This is a genomic window from Micromonospora sp. RTGN7 (assembly GCF_033804645.1).
Lineage (GTDB): Bacteria > Actinomycetota > Actinomycetes > Mycobacteriales > Micromonosporaceae > Micromonospora.
Window position 1 is genome coordinate 22,643 of sequence record NZ_JAPZLF010000021.1, and the last position, 17,543, is coordinate 40,185.

Below are 17,543 nucleotides of genomic sequence, written 5' to 3' on the forward strand. Positions count from 1 at the left end.
CGCTCTCGCGCTACCCCTGCCGGACCTGTCAGCGGCGCGGAGTCACGGCCGTCAGCAGCTCCGGGGCCCGCCGGTCCAGCACGTCCCCGGCCAGGTACGTCCCGAGCAGCGCCGCGCCCAGCCCGTATGCGAGGCCCAGCGGCAGGGCCAGCCAGAGCCAGGCGTCGCCGAACAGCGCCGCCGCGATGACCATCGGCATGGCGGCGACCGCCGAGGCGACCATCGACAACAGGCTGAGGAAGCTCTTCGCCACCCCGGCTCCGCTGTTCATCGCGAACGGGTTGCTCGTCTCCGGCAGCGAGTACGCCCCGAGTACCGAGATGAGCGCGTTGATCGCCAGCCCCACCCCATACGACGCGAGTAGGCCGCCGGCCAGTAGACCCAGCCACGCCGGCCGGCCCAGCAGCACCGCCAGGACGACCGTGACGACGGCGAGGATCGGCAGCACGTACACCGAGAATGCCGCCGCCCGGGCGCGCAGCTCCAGCCGGCCCGGCACCCCGGCGACGACGTTCGCGGCGTACGCGCTGCCGTCGAAGCCGAACTGGTTGGCCAGGGTGACCGAGGCGAGCACCCCGACGAAGATCACCGACAGGCTGGCCAGCACCGGGGAGGAGTCGGGGGCGGCGAGGGCCATCCCGTCGTCGGACGAGAAGCTCGCTCCGCCGAAGTTGACCATCACGGGCACGAAGATCCCGATCACCGCGATCGTGATCAGGTTGGCCCGCCGTCGGGCGTCCCGCCACCAGTAGCGGCACTCCCGGGCGACCAGTGCGCCGAACCGGTTCCGCCGGGCCCAGCCGGCTCCCCGGGGGAAGAGCTGCGCGACCGCGCCGCCGACCGGGCCGCCGCGAACCTTGGCGGGGCCGCCGCCGGCCGTTCCCACCATGGCCGACTCCAGTGAGCGGGACCACCACATCAGCAGTGCGCCGATGGCCGCCACCGTGATCAGCAGCTTCAGCGGGACCGCCCAGGCCCGCCCCTCGGCCACATCGATGCCGACCGTCCACGGCGCGCCGAACGGGGTCCACCCGACGACACGGGCCACCCCGGTCAGCCGGTCCCAGTCGGCCTGCCGCACGGCGGCCAGCACCAGGAGCTGCAACGGGCCGAGCAGCGCGGCGAGCACCGCTAGCAGCACGGCCGCCAGGTCGCGTACCCTCCGGGACCGCAGCATGGTGGCGAACGCGCTGGTCACCGCCCGGCTCGCGGCGACGCAGAGGAACAGCCCGGCGACCACCCCGACGGCCGCGCACAGCGCCGCCACCCACCCGCCCAGGCTGCCGGCGGTGACCACCAGCCCGAGGGTCGCGAGCAGCGCCGCCACCGCCGGCACGCTGACCAGCGCGGCGGCGAACAGCCCGGTGACCAGGGTGCGCCGGGTCAGCGGCAGCAGGGCGAACCGGGCCGGGTCGAGGGTCTCGTCCACGCCGAAGAAGACCAGCGGCAGCAGCAGCCAGCCGAGCACCAGCAGGCCCCCGCCGAACGCGGCGACCATCAGCGCGTACTTCGGTTCGCCGGCCAGCCCGGGGGCAGCCAGCAGGAAGAACCCGGTGGCGGCGAGCCAGAGCCCGGCGATCACCCCACCGACGAACATGGCGATCCGCCAGCCCTGGCCGCGGAAGTTGTTGCCCATCACCCGCAGCTTGAGTCGGACGAAGTGCCGGGCCGAGACCGGGCGAACCCGCTCGGCGGGCGGGTTCACCGGGACAGCCACGCCAGCTCCTCGCCCGTCGCGGTGCGCCCGCCGACGACCTCGACGAAGACGTCCTCCAGCGACCGGTCCCCGCGCACCTCGGCCAGGGTGCCGACCCGCTTGATCGTCCCCTCGGCGAGGATCGCCACGTGCGAGCAGAGCCGCTCCACGACCTCCATGACGTGGCTGGAGAAGACCACCGTCCCGCCGCCCACGACGTACCGGTGCAGGATGTCGCGGATCAGCGCCGCCGACACCGGGTCGACCGCCTCGAACGGCTCGTCGAGCACCAGCAGCCGGGGGCCGTGCAGCAGGGCGCAGGCCAGGCCGATCTTCTTCTTCATGCCGGCGGAGTAGTCCACCACCAGGGTCCGGCCGGCGTCGCCGAGGGCGAGCACGTCGAGCAGCTCCGCCGCCCGCTGGTCGACCACCGCCGGGTCCATGCCACGCAGCAGACCGTGGTACGCCAGCAGCTCCGCCCCGTTGAGCCGGTCGAAGAGCCGTACGCCGTCCGGCATCACGCCGAGGAGCCGCTTCGCGCCCACCGGGTCGGCCCACACGTCGTGCCCGAGCACCCAGGCCCCACCCGCGGTCGGGCGGAGCAGCCCGACCGCCATGGAGAGGGTGGTGGTCTTGCCGGCGCCGTTGGGGCCGAGCAGCCCGTAGAACGAGCCGGCCGGGACGTCGAGGTCGACGCCGGCCACCGCCACCTTGCCGTCGAACCGCTTGGCGAGGCCACGCAGTGCGAGCGCGGGATGCTCTTCAGTCATGTGAAGACGGTATCCGGCCGGAGACCAGTAACCGGTCCCGCCGACGCAACGACCTCGTCACCCTCCCAGCGGCAGCCGGTGAGAAGGGAACCCTTCTCTACCGTAGGCGTTAAGCAGGTGCCCTTCCTTCGGAGCGGAGCGCCTCGGGGGAGTGCAGTCGGAGCATGGTGCCGGCGATGTCGGCGGGAAGCCGGCGTCGGGTAGCCGTGGAGACCGCGACCATCACGGTGAAGGCGAGCGGGACCGTCCAGGCAGCCGGCTGCGTGGTGAGCGTGCTCGGCCAGCCGGACAGCGGCGGGCCGAGCACCGTCACCAGCACCGCCCCGATCGCCGCCCCGCCCCCGACCAGCACCCCGGCGGCGGCGCCCACGTCGGTCAGGCCGCGCCACCAGATCCCCAGCACCAGCAGCGGGCAGAAGCTGGACGCCGCGACCGCGAAGGCCAGCCCGACCACCTGGGAGACGTTCAACCCCGAGACGTTCAGCGCGAGGACCGTCGGCACACTGCCCGCGATAACCGTGGCCAGCCGGAAGCCGCGTACCGAGCCGCGCCCCAGCACATCCGTGGAGATCACCCCGGCCACGCTGGTGAGCAACCCGGAGGAGGTGGACAGGAATGCGGCGAACGCCCCGGCGGCCACCAGCGCGGCGAGCAGCCGGCCGGTCGTGCCGGCCCCGAGCGCAGCCTCGGGAAGCAGCACCACCACCGCGTCCGTCTGGCCGGTGACCAGCAGCTGCGGGGTGTAGATCCGGCCCAGCACGCCGTACAGGGTGGGCAGCAGGTAGAACACACCGACCAGGGCCAGCACCACCAGGGTGGTGCGCCGGGCCGCCGCCCCGTCCGGATTGGTGTAGAACCGCACCAGGACGTGCGGCAGCCCCATGGTGCCCAGGAACGTGGCCAGGATCAGCGAGTACGTGGCGAACAGGCTCCGGTCGTCGTCCCCGGCGGTGTCCGGCAGCAACCAGTCGGCGGCGCCGGTGGCCGTGCCGGAGACCTGCGGCACCGGGTCGCCGGCCGCGAAGTCGAGACGGTCGCCGGGGCGTACCTCCCGGGCGTCGCCGTCGGCGAACGTGAGGGTCGCGCGGTGCTCGACCACGACGGTGGTCGCGGTCCGGAACGCCGGCCCGTCCGGTGGGGTCACCGCCGGGCGGGCGTCGGCCTGCCACTGCAACACCAGGAAGATCGCGGGTACGGCGAGCGCGGTCAGCTTCAGCCAGTACTGGAACGCCTGGACGAAGGTGATCGCCCGCATCCCGCCCAGCGCCACGTTCGCGGTGACCACCACCGCGACCAGCAGCGCACCGACCGGGTATGCCGCGCCGGTCAGCGTGGACAGGGTCAGTCCCGCCCCCTGGAGCTGCGGCACCAGGTACAGCCAGCCGATGAAGATCACGAAGACGGTGGCCAGGGTGCGCAGCCGGCGCGAGCCGAGCCGCAGCTCGCAGAAGTCCGGCAGGGTGAACGCCCCGGAGCGGCGTAGCGGCGCGGCCACGAACAGCAGCAGTGCCAGGTAGCCGGCGGCGAAGCCGACCGGGTACCAGAGCACGTCCACGCCGTACTTGAGGATCAGCCCGGCCACGCCCAGGAAGCTGGCGGCCGACAGGTACTCCCCGCCGATCGCCGCGGCGTTCCAGGCCGGGCTGACCGACCGGGAGGCGACCAGGAAGTCGGAGGTGGTCCTGGCCATCCGCAGCCCGTAGAAGCCGATCCCGACGGTGATCAGGGTGACCGCGACGATCGCCGGTACGACGTAACCGTTGCCCATCTCAGCGCTCCGGCCGTTGGACCAGATCGGTGAAGTCCTGCTCGTTGCGCTCCGCCAGCCGTACGTACGTCCACCCGACCGCGATCAGGAACGGGAACGACGCGACGCCCAGCAGCACCCAGGGCAGGTTCACCCCGAACACGGTGGCCCGGCCGACCGCCGGAGCGATGGCGAACAGCCACGGCAGGCCGCCCAGGCCGATCAGCACCACCAGGCTCAGCCGCAGCGCCAGCGCGAGCTGCGCCCGCACCAGCCCTCGGACCAGGGCCTCGCCCACCAGGGTCTGCTGGGTCAACTCCGCCCGGGCCCGGTGTGCGTCGGGCTCCCGGCGGGACACCTCGGCCAGCACGATCCGGGTCCGGCCCGGCGCCACCGGCGTCCCGCCCTGTTTCGCCGGTGTCCCGTTCTGTTGTAGCGGTGTCCCGTTCTGTTGCACCGGCGTCCCGCCGAGGGCCGGTGCCCGGGGTGCCGGAACGGGATCGTCGGGTGCGGCCACCTCGGCAGTCTCGCCCGATCGGTCGGAATGTCAAGGGTGCCGTTCGCCGTCGCGTGCCAGTCTCCGCGCCCCCTGCCCGCGCGGGCCCGGCCTCACCAGGAGCGGCGGCCGAGACAGTTCGCGGAGGACTCCCCGGCCCGCTCCGGGCCGAGCAGGTCGCGGGCCGCCGCTCGGCCCAGGTTGGTCGTGCCGAGGCGGTCGCTCGGCAGCGCGGCGGCGATGTCCCGCAGCGCGCAGGAGCGCATCGGCTCGGGCAGCCGGTCCAGCGCCGGCACCGCGTCCGCGGAGAGCCGGGAGAGGTACTCCACGTCGATCACCCCGGTCTGCCGGTACCGGTCGACGTTGTGCTCGGCGATCAGCCGGTCCGGGTTCACCGCCGCCAGCCCGAGCAGGGCGAGCACCGCCGTGCCCACCGCCAGCCGGGGCAGCCAGCCCGCCCGCAGCCGCACCGCCGCGATCCCGACCAGCACGAACAGCACCCCGAGCCACAGCTCGACGGTGGCCACCACCAGCCGCAGCCGGGTCGCACCGTACGCGTCGGCGTAGACCTGCATCCGGTACAGCGCGGAGGCGACGACGACCAGGCTGAGCACGGTGAGGGTACCGACCAGGACCCGGAACAGGAGCCGGTCGGCGCGGGTGTCCCGGGGCGCCCACCGGGCCGCCCCGGCGATCACCAGCAGGGTCAGCGCGGAGACCGCCAGCAACTGCCAGAACCCGCCCCGGGCGTACTGCGCGTAGCTGAGGCCGGCGGTGCGCAGCACGTGCGCGGGGCCGCCGAAGAGCACGGTGAGCTGTACCAGCACGAACGCGGCGAAGAGCGCGTCGAGCAGGGCCAGCGGCACCGCCCACTCCAGACGGCGCACCGGCCGGGCCGGCGCGGCCCGCAGCCCGTCCAGGTCGGCCGGTGCCGCCAACAGGTACGCCCCGCCGAGCAGGCCGCCGCCGAACAGGGTGAGCCGGAAGGCCCAGCCGATCGTGCTCCCCGCGGAGACCTCGGGCAGCAGGCCGGCGAGCAGGTCGGCGAAGATCGCGTCGGCCGACGAGAAGAGCAGGCCGAAGACGAGCAGCAGCCCCACGGTGGCGGCGACGGTGGCTAGGCTCCGTCCGATCGTCGCACCGCCGGGGCCGGTACGGGGCAGCCCCCGTGCCGCCCAGGGGAGCGCCCGGAACGGGGCCGCCGGGATGATGGTGGCGGCCGTCAGCATGCCGAGTGGCGTTCGGCCGCCCGCCACGGCGAGGGTCCCGGTGATCACGGCGGCGAGCAGGCAGAGCACGAAGAGCCAGCCGGCCGCCCGGACGTACCCGACGGAGACCAGGGCGACGGTGGCGACCACCCAGACCAGCCGCTCCGCCGCCCGTCCCGCCGCCCCCGGGGCGTCGGGACGGGTCGATGCGGCTTGCCGCCGGCCCGTGGCGGCCGGGACGAGCGCGGCGACGGCGGCGAGCACCGCCACCAGCCAGCCGAGGCCGGGCCGGTCGAGGGGAACGGTGGACGCCGCGACCACGGCGGCGGCAGCCACCGTGCCGAGCACCATGGGTCGGGCGGCCCGGATCGGGCCGGGCCACCGTCGTTCCCAGAGGGACGGTGGCCGGGGCGGCAGCTCCGCCCGCTTCGGCCCGCTCGGGACCGGCCCGGCCGGCAGCGACGCGAGCTGCCCCCCGGCCGCGAACTGCTCTCCCGCCCGGATCGTGATCTGCCCCCCGGCGGGCGCGGTGACCTGTCCACCGCTCTGGGCGGGCTTCGGCCCATCCGCCCCATCCCCGTCGTGCGCCCTCGCGTCTTCCCGTTCGATCGTGGACTTCCGGTCAGGAATATCTGGCGACTTATCGCTTTTATCGGGCACCGCAACTCCTTGATCGATCACACGGGTGGGTGAGGGTGAGGGCGGGTGGTGCTAGGTGGAGGTGGGGAGGCTTACCCGGATGCGGCAGCCCGGGTGGAGTCCGGTCGGGGCGGGGTGGGGGTCCAGGATGGCGATGGTGCCGCCGTGCAGCTCGACCACCCAGCGAGCGATCGCCAGGCCCAGGCCGGTTCCGCCGCCACCCGAGCGGTCGCCTCGGGTGAACCGCTCGAACACCCGGGACCGCTCGGAAAGCGGGATGCCCTCCCCCTCGTCGCTCACCTCGAAGCGCAGCTCGCCGTCGCGACTCTCCACGTCGACCAGCACGGTTCCGCCGGTCGGGCTGTGCCGGGCGGCATTGTCGAGCAGGTTGGCGAAGACCTGGTGCAGCCGCCCCGGGTCCGCGTGCACGGTCAGCGGGGTCGGCGGCGGGTTGAGCCGGAAGCGGACGTCCCGCCCGACCCCGACGGCGGTCGCCGCCGCGTGCTCCACCGCCTCGTCGAGGAAGTCGGCGACGTCGATCCACACCCGGCGCAGCGGCACCACCCCGGCGTCCAGCCGGGACAGGTCGAGCAGGTCGGCAACCAGGTGACCGAGCCGCTCGGTCTGCGCCAGCGCGGTCCGCAGCGCAGCTGGCTCGGTGGGCGCCACCCCGTCGACCAGGTTCTCCAGCACCCCCCGCAACGCGGTGATCGGTGTCCGTAGCTCGTGCGAGACGTTCGCGATCAGTTCGCGCCGGCGCTGGTCGGCCGCGGAGAGGTCGGCGGCCATTTTGTTGAACGCCTGGGCCAGCTCGCCCACCTCGTCACGGGAGGTGGCGCGTACCCGCCGGGAGTAGTCGCCCCGCGCCATCGCCCCGGCCGCCGCCGTCATCTCGCGTAGCGGCGAGGTCATCCCGTGCGCCAGCACCTGCGAGGTGAGCAGGGCCAGGCCGATCGCCGTCGCCGAGGTCATCGTCGGCAACCATCCGATGGCGTACCAGAAGTAGGACAGGCCGGAGGCACCCGAGAGAACCAGCAGGACGCCCAGCTTCACCTTGATCGAGCGGATCGGGTCGAGCGGGCGGGGCAGCACCCGGTTGAGCCGGACCACCAGGCGCTCGGTCACGGCTGCACCTCCAGCGCGTAGCCGACGCCGTGCACCGTGCGGATCAGGTTGGCGCCGAGCTTGCGGCGCAGCGCCTTGACGTGGCTGTCCACCGTCCGGGTGCCAGCGCCGTCGGCCCAGCCCCAGACGTCGGCGAGCAGCCGCTCCCGGGGTAGTACCGTGCGCGGCCGGCCGGCGAGGTGCACCAGCAGGTCGAACTCGGTGGGGGTCAGGTGCACCTCGACGCCGGCCCGCAGCACCCGACGCTCGGCCTGGTTGATCTCGATGTCGCCCACCGTGAGCGTGGCCGGCCCGCCGGCCGCCGCCCGTTCCACCCGGCGCAGCAGCACGTGCACCCGGGCGGCCAACTCCCGCATCGAGAACGGCTTGGTGAGGTAGTCGTCTGCACCGACGGCCAGCCCGACCAGCAGGTCGGTCTCGTCGTCGCGGGCGGTGAGCATGAGAACCGGGACCGTCCGCTCGGCCTGGATCCGCCGGCACACCTCCAAGCCGTCGAAGCCGGGCAGCATCACGTCGAGGACGACGAGGTCGGGCTGCCACGCCCGGAACCGGGTCACCGCGCCGGGCCCGTCCCCGGCGATCTCCACCGTGAAGCCCTCGGCCCGCAGCCGGGCGGCAACCGACTCGGCGATCGTCCGCTCGTCCTCGACCACCAGCACCCGGCGTTCCCTCATGGGAGGTGACTGTATGCAGCGGCCGTGGAGAACGGTGGGGCACGTTGTGAACAACCTGTGGAGAACGTCCTTCGGCTGTGGACAAGCGGTGGAAAACGCGGAGCGGGGCTGGCGGCAGAACGCCACCGGCCCCGCTCCGCGCGAGCTCAGCTCGTCGGTACGACCAGGCTTACCGGGAGCGTGCCGGTCGCCGGCACGCTGAAGAGCCCCACCCTGCGGACGCCGTCCGCCGCTGTCACCAGGTACCGGCCGGAGTAGCCGTCCTCCTCACCCGCGAAGGTCACCTCGTAGGTGAAGAAGATTCGCTGACTGCCGGTCACCGGCAACGTGAATCGGCCGGCGGAGAGCGATGCGTAGCCGGCGATGTCCCCGGTGTCCGCGCTGCGGGCCGTCACCCGGCCATCGCGGAACGCTACGCCGTCCTGGTTGGTGAACGTGCCGTCCACCGTGCTGCCCCGGCGAAGGGCGGTGTCATGGGTGGCCATGCGGCCCGCAGTCACCGTGACGGGGGTGGCGGTGAACCGGCTGGGCGCGTTTCCCGACCAGTGGGTGGCGTACGGGGACCCGCTGAACACCAGCGGCCAGGCGTACGGGCCGAGCCGTTCGAGAGTGTACCGGCCGTCCCCGTTGGTCGTCGCGTCACTGAAGCCCACCCCGGGGTGACCGATCAGCACGGACACGCCGGCCCCCTTGACGGGTTCGCCGGTCACCGCGTCGGTCACCGTGCCGCTGACCGTGCCGGCCGGATCTATCCGGACCTGAGGCCCGGTGCTCACCGCCCCCACGGGCGCGCTGAACGTTGCCGCCTGCCGTTCGTCACCGGTGCCGCCCGTGGCACCCACCCATTGCCGGCCGTACTCCGGGTAGCCGTTCGGGTCGGCGAAGAGGCGGTACGTCCCGCCTACGAGCGGGCCGATCCGGACGCTGCCGGTGAGGTCGCTGCACTTGTCCTGCCCGTCGATCGGGGCGGCCTGCTTGTTCAAAAAGGCATTGACGCAGACGCCGGCGAGCGGTGCGCCGGTGGCCCGGTCGACGACGGTGGTGGTGACGACCGCACCCGGTCGCAGCTTCGGGGCGAGGGCGGTGGTTTGGTTGGCGATCACCCGGATGTTGGTGACCTGCCGGGTGAAGTGCAACTTGTCCGGGGCGTACAGGTGGAGGTCGTGTCGGCCCTGCGGCAGTTCGTAGAGGGTGGCCTGACCGGTGCCGCCACTGCACGCCGCCTCGCTGGTGTATTCGGAGTTGACGCAGAAGTTGGGCACCGGCTCCCCGGTGACCGAGTCCACGGCGGAGATCCGCACCGACCCGATGCCGAGCAGGCTGTCCTCGATGCTGGTCTGCTCACCGCCCCGCACCACTACCGCGTCCGCGCTCCCGTGGTCCAGCTTGCCCCGGTGGTACTGCTCCCGGTTGCCCGCGGTGTAGCGAACCTTGTACGAGCCGGCGAGCAGCGTCGGGAACGTGAAGGCGCCCGTGTCGTCGCTCCACGTCTCTGCACCTGCGAGCGAGACATTGACGGGGCCCAGCGGCGCACCCGACGCGCTGGTGAACCGGCCGGAGATGCTGCCGACGGGCAGCACCGTCTCGTCGGCCACGGTCTCCGCGTCGGCGGTCACCTTGTACTGGCCGGCTTCGTTCCAATCGATCTTCCCCGGCATGTACTGCGCCTGGTAGGAGCCCTCGATCGGGTAGAACCTGATTCGGTATCGGCCGGGCAGGGCGATCATCCGATACCGGCCCTCGGCATCGGTCCGCCCGCTGGCCCACGGGTTGGCAGTGCTGTCGACTTCGATGGCGGTGAGGGGAAGGTCGACAACCGGTTGGCCCGCCGTGTCGGTGATCCGCCCGGTGATGAAGCCGGTCGGCATGAGCTGGTCATCGGCGGTGGTCGTCGCCCCGGGGGTGACGATCACGTCGTCGGCGTCCCCCCTTTTCGACTTCTGCCGGTAGTACTGCTGCGGGTGGTCCGACGGGAGGTAGCTGACGACGTACGGGCCGGCGTCCAGGCCGTCGATGGCCCAGTTGCCGTCGCTGTCGGTGTGAGCCTCGGCGATGTACTGCCAGTGGTTGCCCTGGTACACCTGGACCGGGACGTCGGCGGCACCGGCGCCGCTGCTGGTGGTCAGCCGACCGCTGATCGTGCCGGTGTCCGCCGCCAGTGCCGGGGGTGCCCCGGTCAGCACGAGGGCACCGACGGCGACGCCCACGAGGGCGGCGCGACGTGCGAGGGAAAGGCGCATCTGCGTCCAAACATGAGGGGGTGGGGCGGCCGCGGCAGGCTTCGCCCGCACCGACCCTGCGCCCCCGTACGGAATCGGTAGCAGCAGGGTAGGTCAACCATCGTCGATCTGTCCTCCGGAAAATGTCGGAGGCTTCCCGGCACTGGCACCGCGGTCAGCGGTTCCAGTCCTGCTTCGCCGCGCGCACCAGCTTGTCCTTCAGCTCCCGGGTGTGCCGGCGGCTCACCGGCAGCTCGGCCGAGTCGACCACCACGACGTAGCCGGAGTTGACCAGGCGCAGCTCGGCGATCAGCTTCAACTGGACCAGGTACGACCGGTGGATGCGGACGAAACCGGCGTCGGCCCAGCGCTCGGCGAGGGTGGCCAGCGACACCCGGACCAGGTGCGAGCCGTCGGCGGTGTGCAGCCGGGCGTAGTCGCCCTGCGCCTCCACCCAGCGCACCGCTGAGCGGGGCAGCATCCGGGTGGTGCCGGCCAGCTCGATCGGGATCGTCGGGTCCTCCTCCGCCCGGGCCAGCGCCGCCGGGTGCGACGGGACCACCCGTGAGCCGACCACCCGACGCAGCGACTCGGCCAGCCGTTCGGCCCGCACCGGCTTGCGCACGTAGTCCGTCGCGCCCAGGTCGAAGGCGTCCACCGCGCCGTCGTCGTACGCGGTGACGAAGACGATCGCCGGAGGCCGGGCGAACCGGCGTAGCACCCTGGCCAGCTCCATGCCGTCCAGTCCGGGCATCCGGATGTCCAGGAAGACCACGTCCACGTCGCCGTCGCGGAGCACCCGCAGCGCCTCGGTGGCATCCCCCGCCGTGTGCAGCCGGGCCACCCGGGGGTCGGCCCGCAGGTGGTACGCCAGCTCGTCCAGCGCCGGAGGCTCGTCGTCGACCGCCAGCACCCGGAGGAAGGCGCCACCGGTCATCCCGCCGGCCCCGGTCCGCTCGTTCACGAACCCGCCCGCACGCCGGGGTGGAACTTCGGCACCCGCATGCTCACCTTCGTACCCGAGCCGAGGCCGGTCTCGACGACCAGGCCGAACCGGTCCCCGAACGCCGAGCGGAGTCGTTCGTCGACGTTGGAGAGGCCGACGTGCTGGCCCGGGTCGTCGCCGGGGTCGCTGCCGGCACCGGCCAGCTCCGCGATTCCGGCGGTCAGCGTCGTCGGGTCCATGCCCACTCCGTCGTCCTCCACGGTGATGTGGCACTCGGCACCCGCGTCGCGGGCCTCGATGCACACCATGCCGGTGCCGGGCTTGCGCGACAACCCGTGGCGGACGGCGTTCTCCACCAACGGCTGGAGGCAGAGGAACGGCAGGGTCACCGGCAGCACCTCCGGGGCGATCTGCAACCGCACCTGGAGCCGGTCGCCGAACCGGGCCCGCTCGATGGTCAGGTACCGGTCGATCGAGCGCAGCTCCTCGGCGAGGGTGGTGAACTCGCCGTGTGCCCGGAACGAGTACCGGGTGAACTCGGCGAACTCGAGGATCAGCTCCCGGGCCCGTTCCGGGTCGGTGCGGACGAACGAGCCGATCGCGGTCAGCGCGTTGTAGATGAAGTGCGGGCTGATCTGGGCGCGCAGCGCGCGTACCTCGGCCCGGGCCAGCCGCTCCCGGGAGGCGTCCAGCTCCGCCAGGGCGAGCTGGTTGCCGGCCCAGTGCGCGGTCTCCAGGGTGGCCTGCACCAGCCCCGGCGCGGGCGGGCCGTCGGCGATCGCGACCAGCGTCCCGACCACCCGCCCGTCCGCGCGTAGCGGGGCGAGGACCGCGCCCCGGACCGGGCAGTCGACCCGGTCGCAGTGCAGCTCCGACTCCCCCAGCACGGTCGACCGCCCGCCGGACACCGCCCGCCGGGCCGCCGCGACGAGCTGGTCACCGTGGTGCGCCCCCCGCCCGTCGAGGGCGAGCAGGGTGTCCCGGTCGGTCAGGGCCAGCCCGGCCGCCCCGACCAGGGCCCGCAGGTGGCGTACGGCCTTCGCCGCGCCCGCCCCGCTCAGGCCGCTGCGGAGCGGCTCGGCGGCCAGCCCGGCGGTGTGCAACACCTCGTAGGTGGCGCGTTGGGTGGCGGTGGCGATGCCCCGTCGGGCGCGCAGCCGGACCACCGCGTACAGCGCCGCGACCAGCGCGGTGCCGAGCGAGACCACGCCGACGACGGCGGAGACGTTGCCAGCCACGCAGCGATCCTGACGGGTGGCGGGCCGGAGCGCTAGTACGCGCCCTTGCGGATCAGCACCACGCCCACGGTGCGCCAGAGGATGCTGAGGTCGTACGCCAGCGACCAGTTGTCGACGTAGTAGAGGTCCAGCCGGACCGACTCGTCCCAGGACAGGTCGGAGCGGCCGGAGACCTGCCACAGCCCGGTCATGCCCGGCCGGACCAGCAGCCGGCGGCGCACGTCGCCGAGGAAGTCACCGTCGTCGGCGGGCAGCGGACGCGGCCCCACCAGCGACATTTCGCCCCAGAGCACGTTGATCAACTGGGGCAGCTCGTCCAGCGAGGAGGCCCGCAGGAAGCGGCCCACCGGGAAGACCCGGGGGTCCTCCTTCATCTTGAACAGCATGCCGTCGGTCTCGTTCTGGTCGACCAGGCCGGCGAGGCGGTCCTCGGCGTCGACGTACATGGTGCGGAACTTCCACACCCGGAACGTGCGGCCCTCGTGGCCGACCCGGGGCTGGCGGAAGAAGACCGGGCCGGGGTCGGAGAGCCGGATCGCGACCCCGACAGCCAGGAAGACCGGGACGAGCAGCAGCAGGCCGACCCCGGCGGCGACCCGGTCCATCAGGTTCTTGACCAGCAGCGCCGGGCCCGACAGGGTCGGCTCCTCGACGTGCAGCAGCGGCAGCCCCTCGATCGGGCGGATGTGCACCCGGGGGCCGGCGATGTCGGTGAGCTGCGGGGCGACCACCAGATCGACGCCGGAGCCCTCCAACTGCCAGGCCAGCCGGCGCAGCTCGCCCGGCTCGGCGCTGGCCGAGCCGCAGACCGCGATCGTGTCGCCACCGACCTCCCGGACCAGGGCGAGGACGTCCCGGCCGGCGTACACCGGGACGGGGGTCTGCATCCCCCGGGCGGCGGCGTACCCGTCGGTGATCTGGATGGCCACCGGCACCAGCCCGGCGCTCGGGTTGCGGGTGACCGCCGTGTAGACCTCCAGGCACTCCGGCAGGGTGCCCACCAGCACCATCCGGTGCCCGGCCTGACCGACCCGGCGACGGATCGCGTGCAGCACGGACCGGGCCAGGATGCGGCCGAACAGGATCAGCACCAGCGCCCCGAGCAGGGCGAACCCGACGGTGAATCGCGACAGGTCGGTCTTGGTGGCGAAGGCGATGAACGAGACGGTGGCGGCCACCGCCACCCCGCCCCGGATGACCCGCTTGAACTCGTCCGGCCCGAGGCCCATGTACCGCCGGTCGTAGGCCCGGTTGCCCCACAGGCCGATCACCCAGCCGAGCGGTAGCAGCACGAACGCCACGGTGTAGAACCAGCTCGGGTCCTCCTGGGCCTTGTAGAAGCCCGCCCGGGCCTGACCGAAGGCCTCCTGGGCGATCCAGTCCGCGAGCACCACGGCCGCGAAGTCGAGCAGCAGCAGGGCGATGGTGTAGGGCCGGTGCCAGCGCGACACCCGCCGACGGGCCCGGGCCCACGCCGACCGGGGCACACCGTTGTGCGACGGTGGCGTCGGCGGCTGGATCTCGAAGCTGTCGACGTGCCGCACGAGTTTGCTCCGGCCTGTGTTGGTTACCGGGCGCTGGAGGCTGGTCGTCACCTCACCCATGTCCTCCCGCATGACGCGTGCCGCTCACTCGCAGTGAGGGCCCGGGTCGCCCACCGTTCAGTTTCCCACGCGGGGCCCGCGCCGGACGCCGACCCGGGGGACATTGCGCCTGGTGCGCCGCTTGGGATCCGGCCGGCTCCACCTCAGGTGCTCAGGTGCGAAAGCCGGGGACCGGGCCACTATACCGATGGATGCTGACCCCGGTAGAGGCGCGGACCGGGATGATCGGTGTTCGGTAGGCGATTCCCTTCCGTAACCACCGACTGTCGTCACTCAACGTATAATTCGTGACAACCGACGGTCAGCCAGCGGCTTGCCGCCGGTCTGGCAGGTGGGGCAGTACTGCAGACTGGAATCGGCGAACGAGACCTCCCGGACCGTGTCGCCGCAGGCCGGACAGGGCAGCCCGGTCCGGGCGTGCACGGTCAGCCCCGAGCGCTTCTCGCTCTTCAGCTCGGCCGCCTTCTGTCCCAGTGAGCGGGACACCGCGTCGCCCAGCACCCGCCGGGTCGCCGCGTGCAGGTCGGCGACCTGTTCGTCGGTCAACCGGTCGGTGAGCGCGAACGGCGACAGCTTCGCCGCGTGCAGGATCTCGTCCGAGTACGCGTTGCCTACCCCGGCGAGCACCGCTTGGTCGGTCAGCACCCCCTTGACCTGCCCCCGACGGCTGCGGACGCGCTCGGCGAAGGTGGGCAGGTCGGCGGCGAGCGCGTCCGGGCCGAGCTTCGCCACCCCGGGCACCGCCGCCGGGTCGGTCACCAGATAGGCGGCCAGCTTCTTCTGGGTGCCCGCCTCGGTCAGGTCGAAGCCGGAGCCGTCGTCGAGCCGGACCCGCACCGCGATCGGCCCCTTGCCGGGGCGCAGCGGCAGCGCGGAGGGGAACGACTCGCGGTAGTGCAGCCAGCCCGCCCGGGCCAGGTGCACCACCAGGTGCAGGTCGTCGTCGAGGACCAGGTCGAGGAATTTGCCGTGCCGCCGGGCGTCGGTCACCGTGCGGCCCGCCGCGGCGGCCGGCGCCGGCTCGTACGTCTTCAGGGCGTTGATCGCGGCGACCTCGAGCCGGTCGACACGCCGGCCGACGGCGCGCTGCCGCAGGTAGCCGGCGAGCGCTTCCACCTCGGGAAGTTCGGGCACGCCCCAACGGTAGCCTTTCTGACCGTGAGAGTCGTGGTGGCGCACAACAGGTACCGGGAAGCCCAACCGTCCGGCGAGAACACGATCGTCGACGCGGAGATCGCCCAGCTCGCGGCGGCCGGGGTCGAGGTGCTGCCGTTCCTGCGCAGCTCCGACGAGATCCCGACCATGCCGAAGTCGGCCAAGGCGCTGCTGCCGGTCTCACCGATCTACGCGCCCCGGGCGCAGCAGGAGCTGAGTCGGCTGATCACCGAGCACCGGCCGGACGTGCTGCACCTGCACAACCCGTACCCGCTGCTTTCGCCCTGGGTGGTGCGGACCGCGCACAAGCACGGGGTGCCGGTGGTGCAGACGGTGCACAACTACCGGCAGGTCTGCTCGTCCGGGCTGTACTTCCGGGACGGGATGATCTGCCAGGACTGCCGGGGCCGGACGCTCGGCGTGCCGGCGATCGTGCACCGCTGCTACCGGGGTTCGCGGGCGCAGAGTGCGCTGATGGCCACCACGCTGGCCGTGCACCGGGGCACCTGGAAGTCGGTGGACCGCTTCATCGCGCTCACCTCGGCGGTCGCCGACCACCTGCGTGACTACGGCGTGCCGGCGGACCGGATCGTGGTGAAGCCCAACGGCATCCCCGACCCGGGTGCGCCCGCGCCGCTCGGCGACGGCTTCCTGTACATGGCCCGGCTCTCCCCGGAGAAGGGGCTGGGCCTGCTGCTGGACGCCTGGCGCCGGCACCCGGACGGGTCACTCGGCCCGCTGCGGATCGCCGGCGACGGCGAACTGCGCCCGCTGGCCGAGGCCGCCGCCGCCGAGCGCGCCGACGTGACCTACCTGGGGTCGCTGGACCGGGCCGGGGTACGCGCGGCGATCGAGGCCAGCGCCGTGATCATCGCCGCGTCGACGTGGCACGACGTGCTGCCCACGGTGATCCTGGAGGCGCTGGCCAGCGGACGGCCGGTGCTCGGCACCGCGCTCGGCGGCATCCCGTACCTGCTCGGCGCGGACGCCCCGCGCGAGCCCGCCGGCACCGGCCCGGCCGCCGTCGCCACCGCCGCGCCGGGGGAGGGCCGCGTCGCGCTGCCCACCGGCGTGCAGACGGGCGAGGCGGGCTGGGTGGTGCCCCCGGAGCCGGCCGTGATGGCCGCCGCGCTGCCGGTGGCCCGGGCCGGCGCGGCGCGGGTGGCCCCGGCCGCGCGCGCCCGCTACGAGCGCACCTTCCACCCCGACGTGGTCACCAAGCGCCTGATCGACGTGTACGCCTCGCTCGGCTGACCGCCGTTTGTGGGTACAATGCTGGCGTTGTCGGCACAAGGGAGGCGTGGCGTGAGCACCGTGTCCGTGCGCGAGTTCTCCTACAACCCCAGCGCGATGTTCGCTCGGGTGGAGCGGGGCGAGACGATCGAGGTGACGCGGCACGGCAGCGTGATCGCCGTGCTGCTGCCGGGTGCGGGGACGCTCGGCAGATACGCGTCCCTGGTGGCCAAAGGGGTGATCCGCCTCAAGGCGACCACCACGAGCGACATCGACCGGCTGCCCCGTTACGACGTACCGCCCGATGCGTCGCCCCTCGATCTGCTGCTGGCCGACCGAGAGGACGATGAGCGGTGATCTACCTCGACTCGTCCGCCTTGATCACGCTGCTCTCCGGGCGCACCTACGCCACCGAGCTGCAGGAGTTCCTGGAGAACCGGGCTGGTATGCCGATGGCGATCAGCTCCGTGGGATTCGTCGAGACGGTACGCACCCTCGACCGGATCGGAGACTATCCGGACGCCATGCAGATGTTGGCCCGAAACTTTACCGAGATCCTGTTGACCGAGGAGGTCCGGGATCTCGCGGCAGCTCTCCCCACCGGCATCCGGACGTTGGACGCGCTGCACGTGGCGAGTGCCCAGGTTCTCGGTGATGCGCTCGACGTGCTGGTCACCTACGACAAGCGGACGGCGGACATCGCAGCTTCGGCGGGCTTGCCGGTCGCGGCTCCCGGCACCGACTAGCGCCCCGACGGGCAGGATGCTCGACGCGAAATCGGTGTCCAGGGCTA

The 17,543-nt window shown here is 72.9% G+C and carries 15 protein-coding genes; 3 read left to right on the forward strand and 12 right to left on the reverse strand.

Annotation, left to right across the window (positions count from 1 at the left end; translation table 11 throughout):
* Nucleotides 1–28 precede the first annotated feature (28 nt).
* From SNR22_RS24330 to SNR22_RS24385, 12 genes are all read right to left on the reverse strand, one after another.
* Nucleotides 29–1,717, reverse strand: a complete 1,689-nt coding sequence (locus tag SNR22_RS24330) for an ABC transporter permease (protein ID WP_320068970.1) — start codon at nt 1,715–1,717, stop codon at nt 29–31.
* A complete protein-coding gene (locus SNR22_RS24335; protein ID WP_320068971.1) occupies nt 1,702–2,466 on the reverse strand; it encodes an ABC transporter ATP-binding protein in 765 nt (254 codons plus the stop codon). The genes SNR22_RS24330 and SNR22_RS24335 overlap by 16 nt, the downstream gene beginning before the upstream one ends.
* A gap of 109 nt (nt 2,467–2,575) precedes the next feature.
* Complete coding sequence (locus tag SNR22_RS24340) at nt 2,576–4,234, reverse strand: cation acetate symporter (RefSeq protein ID WP_320068972.1); 1,659 nt, start codon at nt 4,232–4,234, stop codon at nt 2,576–2,578.
* Between the two features lies 1 nt (nt 4,235).
* Nucleotides 4,236–4,607 (reverse strand): hypothetical protein, encoded by a 372-nt coding sequence (locus SNR22_RS24345; RefSeq protein WP_320069050.1) that lies wholly within the window; start codon nt 4,605–4,607, stop codon nt 4,236–4,238.
* A gap of 215 nt (nt 4,608–4,822) precedes the next feature.
* Nucleotides 4,823–6,577, reverse strand: a complete 1,755-nt coding sequence (locus SNR22_RS24350; RefSeq protein ID WP_320068973.1) for a DUF4173 domain-containing protein — start codon at nt 6,575–6,577, stop codon at nt 4,823–4,825.
* Nucleotides 6,578–6,628: 51 nt separating this feature from the next.
* Complete coding sequence (locus SNR22_RS24355; RefSeq protein ID WP_320068974.1) at nt 6,629–7,681, reverse strand: ATP-binding protein; 1,053 nt, start codon at nt 7,679–7,681, stop codon at nt 6,629–6,631.
* The gene (locus tag SNR22_RS24360; RefSeq protein ID WP_320068975.1) at nt 7,678–8,355 is read right to left on the reverse strand and encodes a response regulator transcription factor; all 678 of its coding nucleotides are present in this window, start codon (nt 8,353–8,355) and stop codon (nt 7,678–7,680) included. The genes SNR22_RS24355 and SNR22_RS24360 overlap by 4 nt, the downstream gene beginning before the upstream one ends.
* Nucleotides 8,356–8,501: 146 nt before the next feature.
* Complete coding sequence (locus tag SNR22_RS24365; protein ID WP_320068976.1) at nt 8,502–10,595, reverse strand: carboxypeptidase regulatory-like domain-containing protein; 2,094 nt, start codon at nt 10,593–10,595, stop codon at nt 8,502–8,504.
* 154 nt (nt 10,596–10,749) lie between these two features.
* A complete protein-coding gene (locus tag SNR22_RS24370) occupies nt 10,750–11,511 on the reverse strand; it encodes a LytTR family DNA-binding domain-containing protein (protein WP_320069051.1) in 762 nt (253 codons plus the stop codon).
* Nucleotides 11,512–11,534: 23 nt separating this feature from the next.
* On the reverse strand, nt 11,535–12,758 hold the full coding sequence (locus tag SNR22_RS24375; RefSeq protein ID WP_320068977.1) for a sensor histidine kinase: 1,224 nt from the start codon (nt 12,756–12,758) through the stop codon (nt 11,535–11,537).
* A 32-nt stretch (nt 12,759–12,790) separates the two neighbouring features.
* Complete coding sequence (locus SNR22_RS24380; RefSeq protein WP_320069052.1) at nt 12,791–14,362, reverse strand: sugar transferase; 1,572 nt, start codon at nt 14,360–14,362, stop codon at nt 12,791–12,793.
* Nucleotides 14,363–14,635: 273 nt separating this feature from the next.
* Nucleotides 14,636–15,496, reverse strand: a complete 861-nt coding sequence (locus tag SNR22_RS24385; protein WP_320068978.1) for a DNA-formamidopyrimidine glycosylase family protein — start codon at nt 15,494–15,496, stop codon at nt 14,636–14,638.
* A 24-nt stretch (nt 15,497–15,520) separates the two neighbouring features.
* Here SNR22_RS24385 and SNR22_RS24390 point away from each other — a divergent pair, with 24 nt between their 5' ends.
* From SNR22_RS24390 to SNR22_RS24400, 3 genes are read left to right on the forward strand one after another with little or no spacing between them, the layout of a single operon-like run.
* Nucleotides 15,521–16,771 (forward strand): glycosyltransferase family 4 protein, encoded by a 1,251-nt coding sequence (locus SNR22_RS24390; RefSeq protein WP_320068979.1) that lies wholly within the window; start codon nt 15,521–15,523, stop codon nt 16,769–16,771.
* Nucleotides 16,772–16,822: 51 nt separating this feature from the next.
* On the forward strand, nt 16,823–17,107 hold the full coding sequence (locus tag SNR22_RS24395) for a type II toxin-antitoxin system Phd/YefM family antitoxin (protein WP_320068980.1): 285 nt from the start codon (nt 16,823–16,825) through the stop codon (nt 17,105–17,107).
* Nucleotides 17,104–17,496 carry a type II toxin-antitoxin system VapC family toxin gene (locus tag SNR22_RS24400; RefSeq protein WP_320068981.1) on the forward strand — a complete coding sequence of 131 codons (393 nt, stop codon included), beginning with the start codon at nt 17,104–17,106 and terminating at the stop codon, nt 17,494–17,496. Before SNR22_RS24395 ends, SNR22_RS24400 begins: the two co-directional genes overlap by 4 nt.
* Nucleotides 17,497–17,543: the final 47 nt, after the last annotated feature.